The organism is Thauera sp. SWB20 (assembly GCF_000831325.1).
GTDB classification, from domain to species: domain Bacteria; phylum Pseudomonadota; class Gammaproteobacteria; order Burkholderiales; family Rhodocyclaceae; genus Thauera; species Thauera aminoaromatica.
In genome coordinates this window covers 368557-393090 of record NZ_JTDM01000021.1, presented here as the reverse complement: position 1 = coordinate 393090, position 24534 = coordinate 368557, and the positions used below count along the sequence as shown (strand labels likewise).

The 24534-nt window shown below is 68.5% G+C and carries 26 protein-coding genes; 10 read left to right on the top strand and 16 right to left on the bottom strand.

The annotated features are described in order from the left end of the window. Position 1: 1 nt before the first annotated feature. The 11 genes from PO78_RS19160 to ettA all read right to left on the bottom strand — a co-directional run bounded on the left by PO78_RS19160 (position 2) and on the right by ettA (position 10780). Positions 2–907: a type II secretion system F family protein gene (locus PO78_RS19160; protein ID WP_004298709.1), complete on the bottom strand. Its 906-nt coding sequence runs from the start codon at positions 905–907 to the stop codon at positions 2–4. Then, entirely contained in the window at positions 904–1773 is an 870-nt protein-coding gene (locus PO78_RS19155; RefSeq protein ID WP_012585615.1) for a type II secretion system F family protein, read from the bottom strand. The genes PO78_RS19160 and PO78_RS19155 overlap by 4 nt, the downstream gene beginning before the upstream one ends. Then, the gene (locus tag PO78_RS19150) at positions 1770–3194 is read right to left on the bottom strand and encodes a CpaF family protein (RefSeq protein ID WP_043746136.1); all 1425 of its coding nucleotides are present in this window, start codon (positions 3192–3194) and stop codon (positions 1770–1772) included. Before PO78_RS19150 ends, PO78_RS19155 begins: the two co-directional genes overlap by 4 nt. Positions 3195–3206: 12 nt before the next feature. Beyond that, the gene (locus PO78_RS19145; protein ID WP_012585613.1) at positions 3207–4646 is read right to left on the bottom strand and encodes a type II and III secretion system protein family protein; all 1440 of its coding nucleotides are present in this window, start codon (positions 4644–4646) and stop codon (positions 3207–3209) included. Continuing rightward, positions 4633–5493 (bottom strand): Flp pilus assembly protein CpaB, encoded by an 861-nt coding sequence (gene cpaB, locus PO78_RS19140; protein ID WP_043746133.1) that lies wholly within the window; start codon positions 5491–5493, stop codon positions 4633–4635. The genes PO78_RS19145 and cpaB overlap by 14 nt, the downstream gene beginning before the upstream one ends. A 7-nt stretch (positions 5494–5500) precedes the next feature. Continuing rightward, entirely contained in the window at positions 5501–5680 is a 180-nt protein-coding gene (locus PO78_RS19135; RefSeq protein WP_004298692.1) for a hypothetical protein, read from the bottom strand. After that, positions 5677–6459: a hypothetical protein gene (locus PO78_RS19130; RefSeq protein WP_012585612.1), complete on the bottom strand. Its 783-nt coding sequence runs from the start codon at positions 6457–6459 to the stop codon at positions 5677–5679. Before PO78_RS19130 ends, PO78_RS19135 begins: the two co-directional genes overlap by 4 nt. Positions 6460–6461: 2 nt before the next feature. Further along, entirely contained in the window at positions 6462–7232 is a 771-nt protein-coding gene (locus PO78_RS19125; protein ID WP_004298684.1) for a hypothetical protein, read from the bottom strand. Next, entirely contained in the window at positions 7229–8653 is a 1425-nt protein-coding gene (locus PO78_RS19120) for a Tad domain-containing protein (RefSeq protein ID WP_004298681.1), read from the bottom strand. The genes PO78_RS19125 and PO78_RS19120 overlap by 4 nt, the downstream gene beginning before the upstream one ends. 29 nt (positions 8654–8682) lie before the next feature. After that, positions 8683–8952, bottom strand: coding sequence for a hypothetical protein (locus PO78_RS19115; RefSeq protein ID WP_004298679.1), 270 nt, complete (start codon positions 8950–8952; stop codon positions 8683–8685). A gap of 163 nt (positions 8953–9115) precedes the next feature. Beyond that, positions 9116–10780 carry an energy-dependent translational throttle protein EttA gene (gene ettA, locus PO78_RS19110; RefSeq protein ID WP_043746129.1) on the bottom strand — a complete coding sequence of 555 codons (1665 nt, stop codon included), beginning with the start codon at positions 10778–10780 and terminating at the stop codon, positions 9116–9118. Between the two features lie 151 nt (positions 10781–10931). Between ettA and PO78_RS19105 the strand changes: the two genes are divergently transcribed. Both PO78_RS19105 and PO78_RS19100 read left to right on the top strand, forming a co-directional pair. After that, entirely contained in the window at positions 10932–11168 is a 237-nt protein-coding gene (locus PO78_RS19105; protein WP_004298675.1) for an AbrB/MazE/SpoVT family DNA-binding domain-containing protein, read from the top strand. Continuing rightward, complete coding sequence (locus tag PO78_RS19100) at positions 11168–11566, top strand: type II toxin-antitoxin system VapC family toxin (RefSeq protein ID WP_004298674.1); 399 nt, start codon at positions 11168–11170, stop codon at positions 11564–11566. The genes PO78_RS19105 and PO78_RS19100 overlap by 1 nt, the downstream gene beginning before the upstream one ends. 74 nt (positions 11567–11640) lie before the next feature. Here PO78_RS19100 and PO78_RS19095 read toward each other — a convergent pair whose 3' ends face one another. The 3 genes from PO78_RS19095 to PO78_RS19085 all read right to left on the bottom strand — a co-directional run bounded on the left by PO78_RS19095 (position 11641) and on the right by PO78_RS19085 (position 15583). Continuing rightward, on the bottom strand, positions 11641–12123 hold the full coding sequence (locus tag PO78_RS19095) for a glutathione peroxidase (RefSeq protein ID WP_004298672.1): 483 nt from the start codon (positions 12121–12123) through the stop codon (positions 11641–11643). A 105-nt stretch (positions 12124–12228) separates the two neighbouring features. Beyond that, entirely contained in the window at positions 12229–14607 is a 2379-nt protein-coding gene (locus tag PO78_RS19090) for an EAL domain-containing protein (protein ID WP_043746126.1), read from the bottom strand. 199 nt (positions 14608–14806) lie between these two features. Beyond that, a complete protein-coding gene (locus PO78_RS19085) occupies positions 14807–15583 on the bottom strand; it encodes a ferredoxin--NADP reductase (RefSeq protein WP_004298669.1) in 777 nt (258 codons plus the stop codon). 107 nt (positions 15584–15690) lie between these two features. Between PO78_RS19085 and PO78_RS19080 the strand changes: the two genes are divergently transcribed. Further along, positions 15691–16617, top strand: coding sequence for a LysR family transcriptional regulator (locus tag PO78_RS19080; protein ID WP_004298667.1), 927 nt, complete (start codon positions 15691–15693; stop codon positions 16615–16617). 154 nt (positions 16618–16771) lie between these two features. Here the strand turns inward: PO78_RS19080 and murJ are convergent, their stop codons facing one another. Continuing rightward, positions 16772–18310 carry a murein biosynthesis integral membrane protein MurJ gene (gene murJ / locus PO78_RS19075; RefSeq protein ID WP_043746122.1) on the bottom strand — a complete coding sequence of 513 codons (1539 nt, stop codon included), beginning with the start codon at positions 18308–18310 and terminating at the stop codon, positions 16772–16774. Positions 18311–18479: 169 nt separating this feature from the next. Between murJ and rpsT the strand changes: the two genes are divergently transcribed. Further along, positions 18480–18746 carry a 30S ribosomal protein S20 gene (gene rpsT, locus PO78_RS19070; RefSeq protein WP_043746119.1) on the top strand — a complete coding sequence of 89 codons (267 nt, stop codon included), beginning with the start codon at positions 18480–18482 and terminating at the stop codon, positions 18744–18746. Positions 18747–19021: 275 nt separating this feature from the next. Here the strand turns inward: rpsT and PO78_RS19065 are convergent, their stop codons facing one another. Beyond that, complete coding sequence (locus PO78_RS19065) at positions 19022–19312, bottom strand: DUF3579 domain-containing protein (protein ID WP_043746116.1); 291 nt, start codon at positions 19310–19312, stop codon at positions 19022–19024. Between the two features lie 246 nt (positions 19313–19558). Between PO78_RS19065 and PO78_RS19060 the strand changes: the two genes are divergently transcribed. The 6 genes from PO78_RS19060 to PO78_RS19035 all read left to right on the top strand — a co-directional run bounded on the left by PO78_RS19060 (position 19559) and on the right by PO78_RS19035 (position 24139). Beyond that, on the top strand, positions 19559–20734 hold the full coding sequence (locus PO78_RS19060; RefSeq protein WP_043746113.1) for an aspartate aminotransferase family protein: 1176 nt from the start codon (positions 19559–19561) through the stop codon (positions 20732–20734). A 9-nt stretch (positions 20735–20743) separates the two neighbouring features. Continuing rightward, the gene (gene argF / locus PO78_RS19055; RefSeq protein WP_043746109.1) at positions 20744–21670 is read left to right on the top strand and encodes an ornithine carbamoyltransferase; all 927 of its coding nucleotides are present in this window, start codon (positions 20744–20746) and stop codon (positions 21668–21670) included. Positions 21671–21737: 67 nt separating this feature from the next. Beyond that, on the top strand, positions 21738–22967 hold the full coding sequence (locus PO78_RS19050) for an argininosuccinate synthase (RefSeq protein WP_043746106.1): 1230 nt from the start codon (positions 21738–21740) through the stop codon (positions 22965–22967). 102 nt (positions 22968–23069) lie between these two features. Next, positions 23070–23300, top strand: a complete 231-nt coding sequence (locus PO78_RS19045) for a DUF2788 domain-containing protein (RefSeq protein WP_043746103.1) — start codon at positions 23070–23072, stop codon at positions 23298–23300. Between the two features lie 14 nt (positions 23301–23314). Beyond that, positions 23315–23638 (top strand): pyrimidine/purine nucleoside phosphorylase, encoded by a 324-nt coding sequence (gene ppnP, locus PO78_RS19040; protein WP_043746100.1) that lies wholly within the window; start codon positions 23315–23317, stop codon positions 23636–23638. A gap of 15 nt (positions 23639–23653) precedes the next feature. After that, entirely contained in the window at positions 23654–24139 is a 486-nt protein-coding gene (locus PO78_RS19035; protein WP_004298649.1) for a YajQ family cyclic di-GMP-binding protein, read from the top strand. The last annotated feature ends 395 nt before the right edge of the window (positions 24140–24534 follow it).

The window sequence follows — 24534 nt, the reverse complement described above, 5'->3', positions numbered from 1 at the left end:
CTCACAGCCCCATGGTCATGAACTTCACCGCGATCGGAAAGCCGAGCACGATGAAGGTGCAGGGGAAGATGCAGGCGATCAGTGGGAGCAGCATCTTCACGGGCGCTTCCATCGCCGCCTTCTCGGCGCGGGCGAAGCGCTCCGCGCGGCGTTGCTCGCCCTGCGCGCGCAGCATCGGGCCCAGGCTCATGCCCATGTTCTCGGCCTGAATGACCGTGGAGACCAGGTTCGCGATCGCCGGTTCGCCGATGCGGTCGGCGAAACCGCGCAGCGCGTCGGCGCGCGACTTGCCCGCACGCACGTCGCGCAGCACGCGGTGCAGTTCTTCGCCGAGCGGTCCGGCAGGGCCTTTCGCGGCCGCCTGCTGGAGTGCCCCGGTGAGGTTGAGGCCGGCCTCGACGCACAGGGTGATGAGGTCGAGCACGAAGGGGAGCTGCTTGAGCATCAGCCGGCGTCGGCAGCGGATGCGATCGTCCAGCCAGGACCACGCGATCAGTGTGCCGGCGGTGGCGCCCGCCAGCGCGGGAAGCGCCGGAGGAAGTGCCCATGCGTGGGCACACCCGAGGCCGGCTGCCAGCCCGCACAGCCCGACGGCGACCCGGTGTGCGAGCAGCTGCGCCGGAGAGAGCGTGTAGTCGAGTCCGGCAAGGCGCAGTCGCACGGCCAGCCGTGCCTGCAGCCGCGCCGGCAGCAGCGGTGCGACCAGGTGCGCGATCCAGCGCGTGGGCCACCACAGCAGGCGCAGGAAGCGCGGTGGCGTGTCGAGCCAGGTGCGGTCCTCGGGCCGGACGGCGCTGACGCTGCGGGCCAGCGCGGCGACGATGCCGGCGCTGCCGAGACCGGCGAGCAGGGCCACCGCCGCGATCACCGTGCGTTCGTCGAGCACAAGCAAGTGCGCGGAGCTCATACGTCGATCGCCACGATGCGCCGGATCAGCAGCACGCCGAGCACCTCGAGCGTGGCGATCACCGCCAGCGTCGCCCAGCCGGGCGGCGAGTGCCACAGGAAGCCCATCGCCTCCGGTTCCATGCGGTCGAGCACCAGCAGCAGCGCCAGCGGCAGCATGCCGACCACCACCGCCTGAAGCTTGCCCTGTGCGGTGAGGGCGCCGATCTTGCCTTCCATCGCGAGCTGGCTGCGTACGGTCAGCGCCGCGCGTTCGAGCGCTTCGGCCAGGCTGCCGCCGGTCTCGTTGGCGATCCGCATCGCGGCGATCACGAGGGTCAGCGAGGGCATGCGCACGCGTGCGGCGAGATGGTCGAGCGCCTCGTCGAGCGGAATGCCGAGGCGGTGCTCGCGCAGGGTGAGGTCGAACTCCTGGGCGATCGGCGGGCGCCCTTCGCGGACGAGTTGCTGCAGCGCCACCGTCATCGAAACCCCCGCGCGCAGGCCGCCGGCGATCACCTGCAGCGCGTCGGGCAGCTGCTGTTCGATGAGGTCGAGCCGGCGCTGGCGCAGCAGTCCGAAGGCAAGACGCGGTAGCAGGGCGAGCGCACCCGCGCTGGCGAGTGCGATCAGCACCTCGCCGCTGGCGAGCCAGCTGCCGATGCCGCCGACGGTGACCGCGAGGAGGTTCAGGACGAAGAGTCGCGCCGGGTCCATGAACAGGAAGAGTTCTTCGAGCTGCAGGTGGGCCTCGGCGGTGAAGCGTTCGCGGTAGCGTGCGAGCGCATTGCCCGCGATGCGCATTGCCGACCAGGCGAGCAGGGCGGAGGCGAGGCCGAAGGCGAGCGTGGCCAGCAGCACGGCGGGTGACGAAGCCAGGGCACTCATGAGCGCTTCCGGTCGAACAGGTGCAGGTCGAGCGCGACCCCTTGGCGACGCAGTTCGTCGTAGAAGCCCGGCACGGCATCGCAGCCGGTGAAGTGGCCGCCGCTCGGGTCGGCGGTGGGGGAATCGGCGGTGCGGCGCTCGAAGCGGAAGAGTTCCTGCAGCTGGATGCGTCCGCCCTCCATGCCGGTGAGCTCGGTGATGCTGGTGAGCCGGCGCGCGCCGCAGGCGAAGCGGGTCTGCTGGACGATGATGTCCACCGCGCTGGCGATCTGCTCGCGGATTGCGGCCAGCGGGAGATCCATGCCGGCCATCAGGACGAGCGTCTCGAGGCGGGCGAGCGCATCGCGCGGGCTGTTCGCGTGCAGGGTCGTCATCGAGCCCTCGTGGCCGGTGTTCATCGCCTGCAGCATGTCGAGCGCCTCGCCGCCGCGGCATTCGCCCACCACGATGCGGTCGGGGCGCATGCGCAACGCGTTGCGCACGAGGTCGCGGATGCTGATCGCGCCGCGTCCTTCCAGGTTGGACGGGCGCGCCTCCAGGCTGACCAGGTGGCTGTGGCGCAGGCGCAGCTCGGCGGCGTCCTCGATGGTGATGATGCGTTCGCCGTCGGGGATGAAGTTCGACAGCAGGTTGAGGAAGGTGGTCTTGCCCGAGCCGGTGCCGCCGGAGACCACGATGTTGCGCCGCTGCTCGACGCAGGTGCGCAGGAATGCGGCCATCTCGTGCGAGAGCGAACCCATGCGGACGAGGTCCGCGACCTCGAGCGCCCGACGCGCGAACTTGCGGATGGTGAGCGTCGGGCCCTTGAGGGCGAGCGGCGGGATGATCGCATTGACCCGCGAGCCGTCGCGCAGCCGGGCATCGACCATCGGCGAGGATTCGTCGATGCGGCGGCCGAGCGGCGCGACGATGCGCTCGATGACGCCGAGCACCGCGCGGTCGCTGGTGAAGGTGGTGGGGTGCGGCGCGATGCGGCCGCCACGTTCGACGAAGATCTGGTCGAAGCGATTGACCATGATCTCGCTCACCGACTCGTCGGCGAGCAGGGTCTCGAGCGGTCCGAGGCCGATGGCCTCGTCGAGCACCTCGCTGCACAGCTGTTCGCGGTCGAGCCCGCCTGGAAGCGCGGCCTCGGCGGCGATGATCTCGCGTACGAGCGCGGTGGTCTCGGCGCGCAACTCGTCGTCCGACATGCGGTTGAGATCGCGCCGGCGCAGGTCGATGGTGTCGAGCAGGCGTTCGTGGATGCGTTTGCGCCAGGTGAAATCCGCGTTCGCTTCGGCAGCGGGCGGGTGCGGCTCGTCGGCCGGGCGGACTGGTGGCTCGGATATGGGCGCGGACGCTGCGGCCGGCTTATCTGTTGCTGCGGCCAGGGCGACGGACGAGTCTTCGGGCGGTTTGCGTGCGGTGCGGAAAAACATGCAGGCCTCCGGTCAGTTGCCGCCGTAGAGGGCGTTCCACGCGGGATCCGCGGGCTCGCGCAGCGCCGGCGAGGGTTCGGGCGCAGGGGCGAGGGCCTGCTCGGCACGGCGTTCGAGCAGTTGCGCGCGCGGATCCAGAAGGCCTTCGCCGGGCTCGAGCAGCCAGGGGGTGACGAAGACCACGAGTTCGCTTTCGCGGCTGTTGAACCGGGTGGACCGGAACAGTCGACCGATTACCGGGAGCTCACCCAAATGCGGGAGCGCATTCTCGTCGCTCTGCTGTTCGCGCTGCAGCACCCCGGAGAGCACCAGGGTCTCGCCGTTGCGCAGGTTGAACTCGGTCTCGGTTCGGCGCGAGAGCAGGCCGGGAACGCCCTGGGCGGCGACGCTGCGGTCGAGCGAGCTGACTTCGGTGCGGATGCGCGCGCGGATCGTTCCGGCGGCGTCGGCGACCGGTTCGAGGATGTTGAGGCGGATGCCGTATTCCTTGAACGTCACGCTCGGCGTCCCGGTGGCGGAGGCGACCGGGACGGGGATTTCACCGCCGGCGAGGAAGCTCGCTTCGCCGCGGTTGCGCGCCGAGAGTCGCGGCGAGGCGAGGATGACCGCGTCGCCCTTCTGCGCGAGCAGGTTGAGGCGGCCGAAGAAGCTGCCGACCAGGGCCACGTTGGCGGCGAAGGGCGAGACGCGGTTCGCCTCGATCTCGACCTCGGAGCTCAGTTCGCCGCTGCCGAGCGTGCGCGTCACGGTCGCCCCGGTGCGGTTGTCGTGGTACAGGTCGCCGATCACGCCGATCCCGAGCAGCGGCTTGCCCTGCGTGGTCCAGTCGATGCCGAGGTCGCGCAGGCCGCTGCGGCTGATCTCCACGAAGCGCACGTCGAAGGCGAACATGCGGTCGAGCCCGACGCGGCTGGTGAAGTCGATGAGCTGCGGGAAACGCTTGGCGAGCTCGGTGACCTTGTCGCGTTCGGCGTCGCTCAGGCCCTCGCCCTCGATGACCACGTTGTCGCCGATGGTGCGCGTGCGCAGCCGCGGGACGTCGTGCAGGAAGCCCTGCAGGTCGCGTGCGATGCGGGCGGTGTCGGTCTGGCGGACGGTGATCTTGATGCGCTGGCTGCGGCCCGAGCGGGTCCACACCTGCAGCATGGTGTCGCCCGGGCCGTTGGCGATCAACAGGATCTCGCGGTCGTCGAGCACGGCCGCGGAGAGCACCTTGGCGTCGCCGACGGCGAGGCGCTGCGCGTCGCGCTGCGGCAGCACCCGGGTTTCGCCGGCGAACATCTGGATCTCGTGGACGACCGCGAGCGCTGCGCGCCCAGGTTCCGGCGGCGCGGCGCTTGCGGGCGGAGCGGCGCGGCTCGGGCCGGGCAGGCCCAGGATCAGGATTGCGCACACGAGGGGAGGGAGCGCCCGCCGGCGCGCCGGCGGGGAGATCGGGTCAGTCCGGGTCATGGGCAGGCTCGGCGCGCGGGGTGGGGCGGGTAAGGGGGGACGGGGTGGGGACGAGCGCGGGGTTCTCGATGCCGCCGTAGATGACCGGTACGCCCGCTTCGCGGGCTGGCGGTGCGAGGCCGAGCAGCGCGAGCGCGTCGGTCTGCTGCAGCGGAGCCGTGCTTGTGTCCCGAGGATGGCGGAGCACCGCGGTCAGGCGGGCGAGTGCGCGTGCGGCGACGAGCCGGGTCGCCTCATCCTCGGAGAGATCCAGGGTCAGGGTGTCGAAGCTCCCACCCAGGAGGTCGCCCGCGCCATCGTCCTCGCCGGGCCGGGTGCGGCTCCCGGTCGCGAGCACGCGTACGCCCTGGAGCAGGGGCAGGGTCAGGTGATGGTGGTCGCGCTGCACGGTCGCGAGCAGGTCGATGCGGTCGCCCGGGCGCAGCAGGCCGGAGAGCGAGCTGGTCTCGTCGACCGGAATCGTGGTGGCGCGCCGACCCGGGGCGAGCTGCGCGGAGAGGGTGGCGGGTCGCCGCTCTTCGAGCTGCGACCACACCAGCGGCTCGCCACCGCGAGCCGGCTGGGCGAGCACCGCGCCTGCCGCGCGCTCGAACTGCTCCGGGGTGATCGCGCTCGAGTGCAGCCACTCGACCGGCACTTCGCGCACGGCGACGAGGTCGCGGGTGAGGGGGGTCCCGACCGCGAGGTCCGTCTTGGCGACCACCGCATGGCCCATCTGCCCTTGCTGGCGCAGTTCGATCTCGGTGGCGCGCTCCTCCAGGTAGCGTGCGGCGAGCCACGCGGCGCCGAGGCCGAAGAGGGAGGCGACGGCCAGGATGATGAGGTTGCGGGGGACTCTCTTGAGCATGGGTGGATCACAACGGCAGTGAAATGCTGGCGAGAAAACGCGCGAAGCCGGTGGCCACGGCTTCGGCGAAGAAGACGAGGAGCGGCTTGCCGTCGAAGGCCGGAAGGCCGAAGACGCCGAGCACGATGGCGAGGATGACCAGGTATTCATGCATCGCCTGGCCGCGGAGGCGCCGGATCCGCTTCATCGCCCGCTCCGTGCGCCGTGGTCGATCATCTGCAGCGTCACCGTGGTCCCGCTGCCGTGGCGGACGATGGTCGCGACCGCCTCGCGGCCCCGGGCGCCGAACCACAGCCCCACGCCCTCCAGGCCGGGCCGGGAGACCGGCGCGCGACGCTCGAGCGCGAGGCCCTGGGCCGAGAGCTCGCGGACCAGGCGCGCCGCGGCCCAGGAGGGCGAGGATTCGTCATGCCAGACGAGGATGCGTGCATGCCGGCCGGCATCGTTCGTTTCCAGGTCGGTGCTGAGCAGGCTGTCCGCCGGGCGGCCCGGAGCTGGCGAGGATGGCGCCGGATCGCGCGAGAGATCGGACTCGGACAGGGTGCCTTCGGTGCAGGCGGCCGGCGCCGTACGGCATGGACGCAGGCGCAAGGTGCGCAAGGCCGCGCCGTGCTTCCAGGACAGCACTTCCCAGCCGTCGATGCGCGAGCTCAGGGGCGTGCCCTCGACCGCTCCCTCGTAGAAGGCGCGCACGCTGGCTGTCGCGGTTCGCGCCTCGAACCGGCGGATCCGGGTCGGTACGCCATGGACGCGGGCGTTGTCGAGCACCGGCGTGATACGGGCTCCGGCGAGGGGCGGCAAGGGTTCGGGCAGGGCGGCCTCGGCGTGGGAACCGACCAGCAGCGCGAAGGCGATCGACAGGCCTGCGCGCGCGCCGCGACCACGTCCGTCCGGACGAGGCCGGGGATGGAGGGCAGGAGTCGTGTGGCGCGAAGTCGGGAGGCGCGGGGCGGGGTGTGCGGGCATGGTCAGCACCCTTGTTCGAGACGGTCGCAAGGCAGGATCTCGGCGTGCACGCGCCCGACCTCGATCGCCTTGTCGAGCACCAGCGGCGGCAGGAGGCGCCCGACCGTATTCCCGATCAGCGCCAGCGGCCGGATCGGGTAGGCGAGCGGGCCGGCGTCTTCGATGCGGCGGGCGTAGTCGGTCGATCCGGCCGCCGACCAGTTGTGACCGAGCAGGACCTGGTGGCGGCGGATCGACAGTCCGAGGGTGTCGAAGGGGGGCAGGCCGGCAACGTCGCGCGGCGACACGTGGATCGTCCCGGTGTGTTCGGAGCCGGCCGGCAGGTCGAGGCCGTGCGGGCCGGCGAGCAGCGCGGAGGCCGGTGCCGCGTTGGCGTGCGCCGCGAGATCGACCCCGATCCGGCTGGCCGGGTCGGCGAGCAGGTGTTCCCCGCGATGATCGATCCACAAGGGGTTGGCCGGATGCTCCGTCGCGGACGCGTTGCCGGCACCGCTGAGGATCGGCGCTCCGCTTGTGGAGAAGATGCGCTCGCGGACCTGCGCGGCCAGGGCTGCGGCCGTGGGGGGCTGCCGGGCAGGGCCCACGATCGAGGTCTCGAAGGCCACGTAACGTGCCGCCTGCTCGGTCGCGTGGGCGAGGTCGAGGTACTTGCCGAGCAGCGGCAGGCTCAGGAAGAGCGGGACCAGGACCAGCGCGAGCACGAGGAACTCGGTTGTCGACTGGCCGCCTTGCGCTGCGCGCGCAGCCGGGAGGAGGGGGTGGCAGGGCTTCATGGCAGCGCCATCCCGTCCTGCCGTCCGGCGGCCCAGGCGCGGTCCGTCGGGGTGACGGCGGCGAGCCTGGCCTGCCAGTAGGGGCTGTACAGACTTGCCCGCTCGGTCTTGTTGTCGCTGCGCGCGGCGGGACGCTCGAAGAACACCTCGGCGCGCGCCATCGCGGCGAGGTGGCCGCCCGGCGCGGTCGCTTCGAATGCACGCAGGTTTCCCTGCGGTTGCACGCTGCCGATGCCCCCCGAACCGCGCAGTCTTTCCCGTGCCTTGGCAACGTGGACGGTCACGCCGGAGCGGTGCTCTGCGGCGGGCGAAAGGTCGCGCAGCTCGCGTGTCTCCGGCAGCCCGCCGAAGTGCGCGGCCCCCGCATCGACGATCGCGGGCTCGGCCCGGTTCAGCGTCGTGATCGGATTGCTCGTGTAGGTGTCGCCGTGATCGCCACGCCGGGCATCGGCACCCTCATCGCCCGTAAAGCCGGCACCGCCCCAGGCGAGCGGCGTGCGACGCCAGCGCCAGCGCCAGCGTTTCATCCGCTGGCCCTGGTGTTCGAGCGTGTCGAGCGCGCGCCATTCGTCGTAACCGATCAGCTCGGTGCCGCCGCGTCGCTTGAGTTCGACCTTGCGTTGCAATGGCGGGAGGTTCAAGCCGCGGATCGACCAGACGCGCTCGCGGGTGAATGCGTCGCGCGAGCGTAGCGTCACGTCGGCGATCCGTTGGCGCGCATCGCCTTGCGCGGAGTCCTTCGCCATCGTGCGGGTGAGATTGCGGAACCCGTGGCTGATCGGGTTGATCGACGCTCGCATTTCGGGATCGATCCGACGCACGAAGTCGTTCGCGAAACCGGCCTGGGCGATGCCCGTGTCCAGGCTCGCGTGCATGACGCGCTGCGAGAGCGAGAGTGCGTTCGCGACCGCGTCGTGGGCGGTGGCGATGGTACCCAGCCCGATATCCAGGCCCTCCACGATCGCCCGCAGCGAACCGCCGCTCCCGACATCCAGATAGGACGTGCCATTGACCCCGGCGAGCAATTGAAGGAGGCGCGGATACTCGCCGGGCTTGTACAGCCAGCTCGCGGCGACCTGGTTCAGGTTCGGAGCGTTTTCGACCGCCGTCTCGAAGTAGTGCATCCACGAGATCAGGCTGATCGCCTGCGCGATCGCCACCTCGTTGGCGACGATCGCTCGATTGGTGTAGGCGTCGTAGTTGAGCGCGCGCGCCTCGAGTGTGGCCACGCTCCAGGCGGTGGCGTCGGCGGCGTTGGTGAGGCGCATCTTTTCGTCGACCACCCTGCCGGTGTTGAACATCAGCAGCAGGACCGCGAGGGTGGCAAAGACGAGGAAGAGACCGAGGACGAGTGCCTGGCCGTGCTGGCGGTCGGCTCGTTGCGGGCGCTGCGCGACGCCGGGACGCGGGGTGGCGGCCATGGCAACCGGTGCGGGCGGTTCGGACAGGCTCAGCGGCCCGCGTTGCCGGTGTAGGTGTCGAGCGTGCGGGCGGTGTTGGCCTCCGTCGCAGCCTTGCCGGCCGCGGTTTGTGCGGCGCTCTTGGCGGTGCCGCCGTCCTTGCCGGCGATCTCCGTGGCGATCGCCGCGGTCTGGTTGCGCACCGTCTGGCCGAAGTACTGATACACGGCGATCGCGGCGACCGCGATCAGGGCCACGATGATGATGTACTCGGTCATGCCCTGACCGCGCTGCCACTGGATCCTTCTGCCTGCCGCCATGATCGATCCTCCGGGTTGATGATGAGCGGATAATGACAAACGGGAATGGTGTCGTCAATATGCAAATAAGATTCTCTGTTCGAGGTCCTCGGGAGGCGTAAACGCAAAAGCCCGCTGCAGGGCATGCAGCGGGCCTCCGGGGACAGCGCGTCCGGTGGATGTGTCAGCGCGCGATCGGCTTGTAGCGGATGCGCTTGGGCTTGGCGCCTTCCTCGCCCAGGCGCTTCTTCTTGTCCTCTTCGTATTCCTGGTAGTTGCCCTCGAAGAAGAACCACTGCGAGTCGCCCTCGGCCGCCAGGATGTGGGTGCAGATGCGGTCGAGGAACCAGCGGTCGTGCGAGATCACCAGCGCGCAGCCGGCGAACTCCAGCAATGCGTCTTCGAGCGCGCGCAGGGTCTCGACGTCGAGGTCGTTGGACGGCTCGTCGAGCAGCAGCACGTTGCCGCCCTGGATCAGGGTCTTGGCGAGGTGCAGCCGCCCGCGCTCGCCGCCCGACAGGTTGCCGACGATCTTCTGCTGGTCGCCGCCCTTGAAGTTGAAGCGGCCGATGTAGGCGCGGCTGGGCATCTCGAAGCGGCCGACCGTGAGCACGTCGGCGCCATCGGAAATGGCGTCGAACACCGTCTTGTCGTTGGCCAGGCCCTCGCGGGTCTGGTCGACCGCGGCGATCTTGACCGTGGCGCCGATCTCGACCGTGCCGGAGTCGGGCTTGTCGCGGCCCTCGATCATCTTGAACAGCGTCGATTTGCCGGCGCCGTTGGGGCCGATGATGCCGACGATGGCGCCGGGCGGGATGGCGAAGCTGACGTTGTCCATCAGCAGCTTGTCGCCGAAGGCCTTGCTGACGCCGTGGAACTCGATGACCTTGTCGCCGAGGCGCTCGCCGGGCGGAATGAAGATCTCCTGGGTCTCGTTGCGGCGCTGGTATTCGACGCTCGCCATCTCCTCGTAGCGGGCCAGGCGGGCCTTCGACTTGGCCTGGCGTGCCTTGGGGTTGGAGCGCGCCCACTCCAGCTCGGTCTTCATCGCCTTCTGGTGCGCGGCCTCCTGCTTGGCCTCCTGCGCCAGGCGCTCGCCCTTCTGCTCCAGCCAGGAGGAGTAGTTGCCCTTCCAGGGGATGCCGTGGCCGCGGTCGAGTTCGAGGATCCACTCGGCGGCGTTGTCGAGGAAGTAGCGGTCGTGGGTGACGGCCACCACGGTGCCGGGGAAGCGGGTGAGGAACTGCTCCAGCCACTCGACCGATTCGGCGTCGAGGTGGTTGGTGGGTTCGTCGAGCAGCAGCATGTCGGGCTTGGACAGCAGCAGCTTGCACAGCGCGACGCGGCGCTTCTCGCCGCCGGAGAGCTTGCCGATCACGGCGTCCCAGGGCGGCAGGCGCAGCGCGTCGGCGGCGATCTCCATCTGGGTCTCGACGTCGCTGCCGGCAGTCGACAGGATGTTCTCGTACTTCGCCTGTTCCTCGGCGAGCTTGTCGAAGTCGGCGTCGGGCTCGGCGTAGGCGGCGTAGACCTCTTCCAGCTTCTGGCGCGCCTCCATGATCTCGCCGAGCGCAGCCTCGACTTCCTCCTTGACCGTCTTGGCGGGGTCGAGCTCGGGCTCCTGCGGCAGGTAGCCGATGCGCTGGCCGGCGAGCCACTGCACCTCGCCGTCGTATTCCTTGTCCACGCCGGCCATGATGCGCAGCACGGTGGACTTGCCCGAGCCATTGAGGCCGAGCAGGCCGATCTTGGCGCCGGGGAAGAAGGAGAGGGAGATGTCCTTGATGATCTGGCGCTTGGGCGGAACGATCTTGCTCACGCGCAGCATCGACATGACGTATTGGGCCACTGCGGGTACCTCGTTGGCGGTGTTCGGTGGGGCGGAAAAAGCGGAAGTCTACCCGAGTGGGCAGCGGCAGGCACGCATGGAGCTTGCAGCTAGCCGATTGGGGTATTACGCTGCGAAGACGTGTAAGAAATACAGGAAGGAGAGAATCGAGATGCACACCACACTGACGAGCAAGGGGCAGGTGACGATCCCCAAGCACATCCGCGACGCGCTGCATCTCGAGCCCGGATGCGCGATCGAGTTCCGCATCAATCGCGAGGGTGAGGTCGTCCTGACGCGCCCCAGTGAACTACGAGACGAGGATGATCGCTTCGAGCGCTTGCGCGGCAAGGCCGACGTCAAGTGGCGGACGGATGACCTGATGGCCTTGCTGCGTGGCGACAACTGATGCTGCTGGTCGACACCAATGCGCTGATCGATGTGCTGGAAGACGATCCGCGCTGGGCGGATTGGTCGATCGACATGCTGCGTCGGCAGTCGCAAGTGCATCGACTTGCGATCAATCCCATCATCTACGCCGAACTTTCCTTGACCTTCTCGACCGTCGAGGCGCTGGATGAGGCGGTCACCGATTTCGGCGTTGAAGTCGTCGAGATCCCCAGGCCGGCGCTCTTTCTCGCGGGCAAGGCCTTCGTCGCCTATCGTCGAAACGGCGGCCAGCGGCGCAACGTGCTGGCCGACTTCTTCATCGGCGCGCATGCCGCGGTCGAAGGCTGGAACATCCTTACGCGAGATCCGCGCAAGTACCGACAGTACTTTCCCTCGGTCGAGCTTGTGACGCCCTGAATCCTGTCGCGGGACCACGTCCGCCCCCCGCCTTGGGGCGCACGAATCCGGCCCAGCGCATGCGTCTCCCTTGCCTAGAGCATCCCCTCGATCTCCTTCACCAGTTCCTCCGGCGTGGTGGTCGGCGCGTAGCGCTCGATGCGCTCGCTGTCGCGGCTCACCAGGAACTTGGTGAAGTTCCACTTGATCGCCTCGGTGCCGAGGATGCCTTTCGCGTGCTGTTTCAGATACTTGTACAGCGGATGTGCGCCGTCGCCGTTGACCTCGATCTTGGCGAACATCGGAAAGCTCACGCCGTAGTTCCTGGTGCAGAAGGCGCCGATCTCCTCCGCGCTACCCGGCTCCTGCGCTCCGAACTGGTTGCACGGAAAGCCGAGCACCACCAGGCCGCGGTCCTTGTAGGTCTGATAGAGCTTTTCCAGGCCGGCGTAATGCGGGGTGAGCCCGCACTGGCTTGCGGTGTTGACGATCAGCAGCAGCTTGCCGGCGTATTCGCCGAGCGTGGTGGTGCCGCCGGCGAGGCGGTCGACTTCGAGGTCGTACAGGGGCGAGCTCATGGGGGAGGGTCTCCGTGCGCGGGTGGGATGCGGGCCCGCCGCATGGCGGACTTCGCAGGCTTGGAGGCGGGCGGGCCGGCGCAAGTTTCCGCCGAGCCGCGCGATTCAGGCGCGCCGGCTCAGGAAGCGCTCGATTTCGCGCGCAGGCGCCGGGCGGGCGATCAGGAAGCCCTGCAACTGATGGCAGCCGTGCATCTGCAGGAAGGCGCGTTGGGCCTCGCTCTCCACGCCTTCGGCGACCGCCTCCAGCCCCAGGCTGTGGGCCATGCCGACGATGGCTGCGGCGATCTTGCCCTCGGCGCCGTCGCTGCCGATGTCGCTGACGAAGCTGCGGTCGATCTTCAGCGCATTGACCGGGAACTGGCGCAGGTAGTTGAGCGAGGAGTAGCCGGTGCCGAAGTCGTCGATCGCGAGGCGCACGCCCATCTCGCGCAGGCGCACGAGGGTGCGGATGGTGCGATCGACGTCGCGCATCAGCATGGTCTCGGTGAGCTCGAGCTCGATCAGGCCGGGCGCGAGGCGGTGGCACTCGATGGCCGCCGCCACGGTTGCGACGATGTCGGGTTGGGCGAGCTGGTGCGCCGAGAGGTTCACCGCGAGCGGCGGCACGTCGAAACCGGCGTCCAGCCAGGCGCGCTGTTGGCGGCAGGCTTCCTCGAGCACCCATTGGCCGATCGGCACGATCAGGCCCGATTCTTCGGCGAGCGGGATGAACTGCCCCGGGGCCACCATGCCGAGCTCGGGATGCTGCCAGCGCAGCAGCGCCTCGAAGCCGCCGAGGCGGCCGCCGGCGGCGCTCACCTTCGGCTGGTAGTGCAGCAGCAGTTCGCCGCGCTCGGCGGCGCCGCGCAGCTGGTGTTCGAGCAACAGGCGGCCGAGCGAACTGGTGTTCATGTCCTCGGTGTAGAACTCGAAACCGTTGCGCCCGGCCTCCTTGGCGCGATGCATGGCGGCGTCGGCATTGCGCAACAGGGTCGATTCGTCGCCGCCGTCGCGCGGGAAGAGGGCGATGCCGATGCTCGCCGTGATGCTGATCTCGTGCTCGCCCAGCCGGCAGGGCAGGGCGATGGCGTCGAGGATCCTGCGCGCGGTGTCTGCGCTGACGTCGGCGGTGGTGGCGTCGGGCAGCACGATGACGAACTCGTCCCCGCTCAGGCGGGCAAGCGTGTCGGTGTCGCGCAGCACGCGCCGGCAGCGTGCGCAGATCTCCAGCAGCAGACTGTCCCCGCGTTCGTGGCCGAGGGTGTCGTTGATCGTCTTGAAGCGGTCGAGGTCGAGCAGCAGCACCGCGGCGCCGCGGCCGTCGCGCCGTGCCTGCAGCAGGCTCTGGCTCAGGCGGTCGTTGAGCAGCGCGCGGTTGGGCAGGTTGGTGAGCGGGTCGTGGTGGGCGAGGTGCAGGATGCGCGCTTCGGCCTCCTTGCGTTCGGTGATGTCGGAGAAGATGCCGATGTAGTTGCACGGCTGTCCGTCCGCCCCCTCGCCCTCGCCCTCGCCCGGCACCGCGGTGATCGACAGCCACTCGGGATAGATCGAGCCGTCGCGGCGGCGGTTCCACAGTTCGCCCTGCCACTTGCCGCGGCTGGCGAGCGTGGACCACATGCGCCGGTAGAAGCCGGCGTCCTGCCGCCCGGAATTGAGCAGCGCCGGCGAGCGCCCCGCGACCTCCGCCGGGCTGTAGCCGGTGATGCGGGAGAAGGCCGGGTTGGCGGCGATGATGCGGCTGTGCGCATCGGTGATCAGCATGCCTTCGCTGGCGTTGGTGAATACCGTGGCGTACAGGCGCAGTTCGGCTTCGGCACGGCCGAGCGCAGCGGCGTGTTCCTGCAGGTCGGCATGCGCCTTGCTGACAGTGAGCGAGACCGCGCGCAGTCGCAGCGCGGTGAGCAGCAGGTAGGCACCGAGCGCGAGCGCGGCGAGCACCAGCAGCACGCGGTGGCGGTGCATGCGGGTTTGCGAGGCGACGTAGCCGTCGGTGTAGCTCTCCACCAGGCGCTCGCCCTCGCGTCCGGTCTGCAGCGCGAGGAGCTGGCGCAGGAGGCGGTCGGCCTCGGCTTCGGCCGCGCCGCCGTTCTGCGGCGGCGCGTCGAGGAGCACGCGCAGCGCGCTGATCACGGTGCGCTTGTCGGTCTGCAGGGCGGTGTAGTGATCGAGCTGGCGGCGCACGGCCGCCATCTCGCTGCCGGTGAGGAAGTCGGGAACGCGGCCGAGGTCTTCGAGGAGTTCCCCCATCCGCGCCAGGTGGGCGTCGGCCCCGTGCCAGTCCTCGGCGAGCCCGAGCCGGCGGGCGAGCGCGGCGGCGCCGAGCTCGGCATCGACCTGGCGGATCTCGCGCAGGTCGCGGGCGTAGCGCAGGTGCTCGCGTGCCGAGCTGGTGCCGGCCTCGACCACGAACCACCCCAGCCCGGCGAGGCCGATCAGCGCGAGCACGAGCAGGCGGATGCTGCTCGAGGTGTGCAGCAGCAGCGCGAAGGCGGCGCGCGTCACTTCCTCCGCTCCGGAGCGAGGGGCCGGGGAGCGGGGGGCAAGGTTGAGCCGGGGAGAAGGGAGGTGGGCAAGGCGGGCACGGGCGGATCCTATCTGCGCGTCTTGCCCTGGAATTGATCTATATCAAAGGTTGGATGATAGGACATCCGGGTCGGGCATGTCGATCCACTATGCCGGGATGACTCCTTCCACGACAGCTTCACTTCTCCACGAACGCGCGCTCGATCACGTAGTCGCCCGCCACGCCGATGCGCGGCGACATCTTGAAGCCGCGCGCGTCGAGCAGGTCGCAGCAGTCCTTGTTCATCGCCTGGCTGCCGCAGATCATTACGCGGTCGTGCCCGGGATCGAGCTCCGGCAGGCCAATGTCGGCGAAGAGCCGACCGGAGTCGATCACATGAGTGATGCGTCCGGTGTTGCGGAAGGGCTCGCGCGTCACCGTCGGATAGTAGATCAGCTGCTCGCGCACCTGCTCGCCGAAGTATTCATGCTGCGGCAGCTCGCGGGTGATGAAGTCGGTGTAGGCGAGTTCGGAGACGAAACGCACACCATGCACCAGCACGACCTTCTCGAAGCGCTCGTAGGTCTCCGGGTCCTGGACCACGCTCAGGAAGGGCGCCAGGCCGGTGCCGGTGGCGAGCAGGTAGAGGTGTTTGCCCGGGTTGAGGTCGTGCAGCACCAGGGTGCCGGTGGGCTTCTTGCTCACCACGATCGGGTCGCCCGGGCGCAGGTGTTGCAGGCGCGAGGTCAGCGGGCCGTCCGGTACCTTGATGCTGAAGAACTCGAGGTGCTCCTCGTAGTTGGGGCTGGCGATGCTGTAGGCGCGCGTCAGCGGCTTGCCGCCGACGTCCAGGCCGATCATCACGAACTGGCCGTTCTCGAAGCGCAGCCCGGGGTCGCGGGTGGTGCGGAAACTGAAGAGGGATTCGTTCCAGTGATGGACGCTGAGGACGCGTTCGGTGGCGAGGCTGCTCATGGTTTCGGGTCTCTGCAGGCTGCGGGATGGAGGAGTGAGCGGATTCTAGGCACTTCTCCTTACCTGTATGGCGGATAATATTCATATCCATCATCGACTTTATCGATATGAAGTTCACCCTCCGCCAGATCCAGGTCTTCGTCGCGGTGGCGCGCGCCGAGCACGTCTCGCGCGCTGCCGAGGGCCTCGCGTTGTCGCAGTCGGCGGCGAGTGCGGCGCTCGCCGAGCTGGAGAGTCAGTGCGCGCAGCCGCTCTTCGACCGCCACGGCAAGCGCCTGCGCCTGAACGAGCAGGGCAGTCTGCTGCTGCCGCACGCGGTGGAGCTGCTCGACCGTGCCGCCGAGTTCGAGGGCCGCATGCGCGGCGAGCAGGGCCTCGGCCCGCTGCGCGTGGGCGCGACGCTGACCATCGGCAACTACCTGCTGCCGCTGATCGTGTCGGATTTCCTCCAGGCCCACCCCGAGAGCCGGGTGCATCTGCAGGTGCGCAACACCGCGACCATCGCCGAGCGCCTGCTGCACCACGAGATCGACCTGGGTCTGGTCGAGGGCCAGGTGGTGGATGCCGAGCTGCACGTCGAGCCCTGGGTCGAGGACGAGCTGGTGGTGTTCTGCGCGCCGGGGCATGCGCTCGCCGCACGCGGTCGCGCGAGCGTGGCCGAGCTCGCCGGCCAGCCGTGGATCCTGCGCGAGCGTGGTTCGGGCACGCGCGAGACCTTCGATCGCGCGTTGCGGCATCACCCGGGCGGGGTCGTGCCGCGGCTGGAGCTCGAGCATACCGAGGCCATCAAGCGCGCGGTGGAGAGCGGCCTGGGCTTGGGTTGCCTGTCGCGGCTGGCGCTGCGCGATGCGTTCCGGCGCGGCAGCCTGGTGGCGGTGGAGGTGCCCGAGCTCGACCTGCGCCGGCGCTTCAGCTTCGTCTGGCATCGCGGAAAATATCACGGTGCCGCGCTGCGCCGCTTCGTCGAGGATTGCCGCGCCTTCACCGCCGGCGCCCGCCGCAGCGACGAGATCCCGCTGCCGCCGGTGGCTTGAATTCGTCGTGGTGTCTCGTTCGGCACTGCGATCGCGACTTGCGTCGCTCCCACAATGTGCGACGCTGTCATCGCGACTGGCGTCGCTCCCACAATGTGTGCAGCGCTTCCGCAGCCCGTTCTGTAGGAGCGACGCCAGTCGCGATATCAGCGCCTCAGGCCGCGCCGCGGCGGCGGAAGTCGCGCAGGCGGAAGCCGAGTGCGAACAGGGTGGCGAAGTAGGCCACCGCGCCGCCGAGCACGATCAGGGCCAGGCGCAGGCCGCGCTCGAGACCGCCGATCCCGGTCCACAGGCTTGCCGGCCCGCTCGCGAACCAGAGCGCGGCACCCATGACGCCCAGTGCCGCCAGCAGCTTGAGCGCGAACGCCCCCCAGCCCGGCTGCGGAATGTACACCTCGCGCTTGCGCAGACCACGGTAGAGCAGGGCGGCATTGAGGCAGGAGGCCACGCCGATCGATAGCGCCAGGCCGGCGTGGCGCAGCGGAATCACGAAGGCGAGGTTCATCAGCTGCGTCGCCGCCAGGGTCAGGATCGCGATCTTCACCGGTGTGCGGATGTCCTGGCGGGCGTAGAAGCCCGGCGCGAGTACCTTCACCAGGATCAGCCCGGTCAGGCCGACGCTGTAGGCGACCAGCGCGCTGCGCGTCTGCATCACGTCCGCGGGGGTGAAGGCGCCATAGTTGAACAGCGTCGCCACCAGCGGCACGGCCAGCAGCGCAAGTCCGAGCGCGGCGGGCAGGGTCAGCATCAGGGTCAGGCGCAGCCCCCAGTCGAGCAGCGAGGAGAACTCCTCCGCCTTGTCGTCGGCGTGCAGCTTGGAGAGGCTGGGCAGCAGGATGGTGCCGAGCGCGACGCCGAGCAGGCCGGCGGGGAATTCCATCAGGCGGTCGGCGTAATACAGCCAGGACACGCTGCCGCTCTCGAGGAAGGAGGCGAAGATGGTGTTGATCAGCAACGAGATCTGGCTCACCGACACGCCCAGGATGGCCGGCGCCATCAGCTTCATGACGCGGCGCACGCCGGGGTCGGAGAGGTCGAGATCGAAGCGCGGCATCATGCCGATCTTCATCAGCGGCCGCACCTGCAGCATGAGCTGGAGCAGGCCGCCGAGGAACACCGCCCACGCCAGCGTCAGCACCGGCGGGTCGAAGTAGGGCACCGCGAACAGCGCCATGCCGATGAAGGCGAGGTTGAGCAGCACCGGCGTGAACGCCGGGATCGCGAAGCGGCTCCAGGTGTTGAGCACGCCGCCCGCGAGCGCCACCAGCGACATGAAGAAGATATAGGGGAAGGTGATGCGGGTGAGCTCGACGGTGAGCTCGAACTTGCCCGGATCGCCGGAGAAGCCGGGCGCCGACACGTAGATGATCAGCGGCGCGGCGAGCGCGCCGAGCGCCGCGACCACCGCCACCACCAGCCCCAGCACGGTGGCGACGCGGCTGACCAGGGTGTGGGTGGCGGCCTCGCCCTGGCGGTTCTTGTACTCGGCGAGGATGGGCACGAAGGCCTGCGAGAAGGCGCCCTCGGCGAACATGCGGCGCAGCAGGTTGGGCAGGCGGAAGGCGACGAAGAAGGCGTCGGTCGCCATGCCGGCGCCGAAGGCGCGCGCGATCACGAGGTCGCGCACGAAGCCCAGGATGCGGGACAGCAGGGTCATGCCGCTGACGGTGGCGAGCGCGCGCAGGAGGTTCATTCGGTGGGGGCGTGCGCCGACCGGCGGCGCGCGGAAAATGCGGAGCGCGCATCATAGCCGCCCGCCGCGGTCTCGATAAGCGGAAAGACCGAAAACACGCTTGCATTCACCGGAGCGGGTCCCTATAATCGCGGACTTTTCCAGAACCACCAATACGGACACGAAATTTATGGCCAACTCGGCACAAGCTCGCAAGCGCGCCCGTCAGGCGACCAAGGCCCGCGCCCACAACGCCAGCCTGCGTTCCCGCCTGCGTACCGCGATCAAGGCCGTGCGCAAGGCCATCGTGGGTGGCGACAAGGCGGCGGCTCAGTCGGTCTTTCGCACCTCGATGAGCACCATCGACAGCATCGCCGACAAGAAAATCATCCACAAGAACAAAGCCGCTCGCCACAAGAGCCGCCTGTCGGCCGCTGTCAAGTCGATGGCTGCCTGATTCCTGCCGCGTGCCGGCGCTGCGGCGCCGAGATCGAAAAAGCGACCCGCGGGTCGCTTTTTTGTTGAGCATCGAAAGGTGTCCGCACAAACGCCGACCCCGGGGTCGCGACCTGCGTCGCACTCGCAGGAAAGGCCCCGGACGGGGTGGTCGTGCAGGAGCTGCGCGCGGCGCTTCCGGATGTCTGGGCGCGGATTTTTCGGCCTTGGGTTTTTCGTTCCTGGAAGCGCGCCTCGCGCCGCTTCCAGGGCCCGTGAAATAGCGAGTGCGCCGTCTCAGAAGGGCGAGTCGCCCATCCACTCGATCTGGAGGTTGTTGTCGTTGGCGAAGTTCACCATGAACTTGTAGGCCAGCGGCTCGACGTCGTAGAGGCGGGCGTCGACGAGGACGGTCTTGTCGCCCTTGAGCGTGCACCCCGGGCGGACATAGGGCGAATACGTCATCCGATGGTCGGCGCCGAAGGCGGACATCACGCCGCACAGGCGATCGGACCAGTCGCTCGGACGGAATTTCTTCCCCTCCCTCGTGACCCCGACGATGATGAAGTTCTCGATCTTCTGATTCATGTGTGATGCCTTGGCGGCTTCGGGGATGCGCATGTTCCGGTTCTTCGTCGCCGGAATCAGGACGGCCGCGATTCTAGCAGAAATCGTCTGTGCCCATTCCGCCGCGCGGAGCGCTGGCGGTTGGGCGGGCGGGCGGTCCCCTTATGTACAGGCCCGGCCGTTTTGGCTTAACATCGGCACATTTCCTGCACGGCGGCGTCTGCCGCCGTGTGCGTTTTCCGGCTTCGCACCGATCGAGGTAACCCCGTGTCCCATGTCATGAATACGTACGCCCGCCTGCCCGTGGCCTTCACGCACGGCGAAGGCGTGTGGCTGTACGACGAGACAGGCAAGCCTTATCTCGATGCCCTCTCCGGCATCGCGGTCAACACGCTCGGCTACAAGCACCCCCGCCTGGTCAAGGCCATCGCCGACCAGGCCGAGCGCGTGCTGCACACCTCCAACCTGTACCGCATCCCGCTGCAGGAGCAGCTCTCCGACCGCATCGCCGAGGCCGCGGGCATGGACGAGGTGTTCTTCTGCAACTCCGGCTGCGAGGCCAACGAGGCGGCGATCAAGCTGGCGCGCATGTTCGGCCACAACAAGGGCATCGAGCTGCCGCACATCATCGTCATGGAGAGCGCCTTCCACGGCCGCACCATGGCGACGCTGTCGGCGACCGGCAACCGCAAGGCCCAGGCGGGCTTCGAGCCGCTGGTGCAGGGCTTCATCCGTGTGCCCTACAAGGATATCGAGGCCATCCGCAAGATCGCCGAGCACAACCACACCGTGGTCGCGGTGATGCTCGAGATGATCCAGGGCGAGGGCGGCGTGAACGTCGCCGACGACACCTTCCAGCGCGAGCTGCGCGCCCTGTGCGACGAGAAGGGCTGGCTGATGATCTGCGACGAGGTGCAGTGCGGCATGGGCCGCACCGGCAAGTGGTTCGGCTGGCAGCATGCCGGCACCAAGCCCGACGTGATGACGCTGGCCAAGGGCTTGGCCTCGGGTGTGCCGATCGGCGCCTGCGTGACCAGCGGTCTCGCCAAGGGCCTGTTCGGCCCGGGCAACCACGGCTCCACCTTCGGCGGCAACCCGCTCGCCTGCGCGGCGGGCCTGGCCACCTTCGACGCCATCGTCGAGGACAAGCTCATGGACAACGCCGTCGCCGTCGGCGAGGCGATCCGCAAGGGTATGGCCGAGGCGCTCGCCGGCGAGGCCGGCGTGGTCGACATCCGCGGCCGCGGCCTCATGATCGGCATCGAACTCGACCGCCCCTGCGGCGTGCTGATGGCGCGCGCCGCCGAGCATGGCCTGCTGCTGTCGGTGACCTCCGAGCGCGTGGTGCGCCTGTTGCCGGCGCTCACCTTCACCACCGCCGACGCGCAGACCCTGGTGTCCATGCTGGCGCCGATGATCCGCGACTTCCTCGCGAACGGCTAAGGACCGCGTATGAGTTCTCCGATCAAGCACTACCTCCAGTTCAAGGATTTCACCCGCGAGGAATACGACTATGTGTTCGCGCGCGCGAAGTGGATCAAGGACAAGTTCAAGCGCTACGAGCCCTACCACCCGCTCTTCGACCGCACGCTGGTGATGATCTTCGAGAAGGCGAGCACGCGCACGCGCCTGTCCTTCGAGGCCGGCATGCACCAGCTCGGCGGCTCGGCGATCTACCTCAACACCCGCGACTCGCAGCTCGGTCGCGGCGAGCCGGTGGAAGACGCCGGCCAGGTGATCTCGCGCATGAGCGACCTGGTGATGATCCGCACCTTCGAGCAGGACATCGTCGAGCGCTTCGCCGCCAACTCGCGTGTGCCCATCATCAACGGCCTCACCAACGAGTACCACCCCTGCCAGATCCTCGCCGACATCCTCACCTTCATCGAGCACCGCGGCTCGATCCAGGGCAAGACGGTGGCGTGGATCGGCGACAGCAACAACATGTGCAACACCTGGCTGCAGGCTGCCGAGGTGCTCGACTTCAACGTGCATGTGTCGACCCCGCCGGGATACGAGGTCGAGCCCGAGCGCGCCGGCCTGTTCGGAACCAATCACTTCGAGCAGTTCGCCGACCCGATGGAGGCCTGCAAGGGCGCCGACCTGGTGACCACCGACGTGTGGACCTCGATGGGCTTCGAAGCCGAGAACGAGGCGCGCATGAAGGCCTTCGCCGACTGGTGCGTGGACGCCGACATGATGTCGGTGGCGCACAAGGACGCCGTCTTCATGCACTGCCTGCCCGCGCACCGCGGCGAAGAAGTCACCGCCGAGGTGATCGACGGCCCGCAATCGGTGGTGTGGGATGAGGCCGAGAACCGCCTGCACGCGCAGAAGGCGCTGATGGAATACCTCGTGCTCGGCCGCATCGACGGCTGAGCCGACGCACAATCACGGCACGCACGGGCGTGCGCGCCGGCAACACCGCAGGAAACAGGAAAACAGCATGAGCGACGTCAACAAAGTAGTGCTCGCCTACTCGGGCGGTCTGGACACTTCGGTCATCCTGAAGTGGCTGCAGGACACCTACCAGTGCGAAGTGGTCACCTTCACCGCCGACCTCGGCCAGGGCGAGGAACTCGAGCCGGCGCGCACCAAGGCGCTGAAGTTCGGCATCCGGCCCGAGAACATCTTCATCGACGACCTGCGCGAAGAGTTCGTGCGCGACTTCGTCTTCCCGATGTTCCGCGCCAACACGATCTACGAAGGCGAGTACCTGCTCGGCACCTCGATCGCGCGTCCGCTGATCGCCAAGCGCCAGATCGAGATCGCGCGCGCCACCGGCGCCGAGGCCGTGTCCCACGGCGCGACCGGCAAGGGCAACGACCAGGTCCGCTTCGAGCTCGGCTACTACGCGCTGATGCCGGGCGTGAAGGTCATCGCACCGTGGCGCGAGTGGGACCTGCTGTCGCGCGAGAAGCTGCTCGCCTACGCCGAGCAGCACGGCATTCCCATCGAGATGAAGCACAAGCAGGGCGGCTCGCCCTACTCGATGGACGCCAACCTGCTGCACATCTCCTTCGAGGGCCGCCACCTCGAGAACCCCGCCGCCGAGGCCGAGGAGTCGATGTGGCGCTGGACGGTGTCGCCCGAGGCCGCGCCCGACGCCGCCGAATACATCGACCTCGAGTTCGAGCGCGGCGACCTGGTCGCGATCGACGGCAAGCGCATGAAGGCGCACGAACTGCTCGCCAAGCTCAACGAGCTCGGCGGCAAGCACGGCATCGGCCGTCTCGACCTGGTCGAGAACCGCTACGTCGGCATGAAGAGCCGCGGCTGCTACGAAACTCCGGGCGGCACCATCCTGCTGCGCGCCCACCGCGCCATCGAGTCGATCACGCTCGACCGCGAAGTCGCCCACCTCAAGGACGACCTCATGCCGCGCTACGCCAGCATGATCTACAACGGCTACTGGTGGAGCCCCGAGCGCCGCGCCCTCCAGGCGCTTATCGACCACACCCAGCAGACCGTCAACGGCTGGGTGCGCCTCAAGCTCTACAAGGGCAACGTCATCGTCACCGGCCGCGACTCGAAGACCGACTCGCTGTTCGACCCGACCATCGCCACCTTCGAGGACGACGCCGGCGCCTACAACCAGAAGGACGCGCACGGCTTCATCCGCCTCAACGCGCTGCGCATGCGCATCGCGGCCAACGCCAAGGCCAAGCGCGGCTAAACCGGCATCGCGGGAGCGGCTCCGGCCGCTCCCCCTTTCGTCTCCGTCCCGGCGCGCGTGCGGATCCGGCGCACCCCGGGCTCCAGGATCCGACCCATCGCGATGAATAACGACGCCTTCATCTTCGGACTCAGCTTCACCGAGTTCGAGGATCTCGCCCTCAAGCTCGGGCTCACCGGCCTGATCCTGTTCATGGTCTTCATCATCTGGAACCTGGGCAAGGAATCCAAGGCCGGCCGCTACGGCATGATGTGGCTCTTCCTCGGCCTGGGTGTCGGCTTCGTCGGCTTCATCGCCAAGGGCATCATCCAGAAGCTGCTCGGCATCGAATAAGGAAAACCGAACCGATGGGTATCACCGCCAAGTTCGACGGCGTCGCCGTCACCACCCAGGCCAACGTCTATTTCGACGGCAAGTGCGTCAGCCACGGCATCCAGTTCGCCGACGGCACGAAGAAGTCCGTCGGCGTCATCCTGCCCGCCTCGCTCACCTTCAATACCGGCGCGCCCGAGATCATGGAAGGCGTGGCCGGCGCCTGCCGCGTCCGCCTGAAGGGCGAGGCCGAATGGAAGACCTACGGCGCCGGCGAGTCCTTCGACGTGCCGGGCAACTCCAGCTTCGATATCGAAGTGGCCGGCGAGCCCTACCACTACATCTGCCATTTCGGCTGAGCGGGGGAGGGGAGCATGCCGTCTTTCGACATCCTGTCCGAGGTCGACCAGCCCGCGCTGCGCAACGCGGTCGAGCAGGCCAACCGCAAGGTCGACGGCCGTCACGACTTCAAGGGCACGAGCGCCAAGATCGAGCTCGCCGAGAAGCTGCTGACCCTCTACGGCGACAGCGACTTCCAGCTCGAGCAGATCAAGACCATCCTGCTGCCCGAGATGACCAAGAAGAACGTCGACGTCCGATGTCTCGACTACGGCGACGTGCAGAAGATCTCCGGCAACAAGGTCAAGCAGGAGGTCAAGGTGCGGGTCGGCGTGGAGCAGGAACTGGCCAAGAAGATCGTCAAGCTCTTGAAGGACAGCAAGATGAAGGTGCAGGCTGCGATCCAGGGCGACGCGGTGCGCGTCTCCGGCGCCAAGCGCGACGTATTGCAGGAGGCGATCGCGCTGGTCAAGAAGCAGATCACCGATTTTCCGCTGCAGTACGGCAACTTCCGCGACTGAGCGGAACGCCGGGGCAGGAATCCGACGGGCGCCGCGAGGCGCCCGTCGTGCGTTCGGGGGTTGGGTTGTGGGGGAGTCGGGTTGACGGCGACGAGGCGATGTTCCGGGCGGGGAATCGCGACTTGCGTCGCTCCCACGAGAAGCAGCGGGGAATCGCGACTTGCGTCGCTCCCACGAGAAGCAGCGCGATTTCGGACGCGGTTCGGCTGGGGTTCGGCCGTTGTTTCCCGCGCGGGTGGGGCGGTCCTCACGCATGCCGAGCGCGCTGCGTTCGCGTATTTCCGACACCTGCACGCGCTGCAGGAGCGGCGCAAGTCGCGATGCGGGCGGTCCGTCACCCGCTGCCGCCGGTGCGGCTCAAGCTCCTCCGCTCCCTGCCGATATGCTCTTCGACA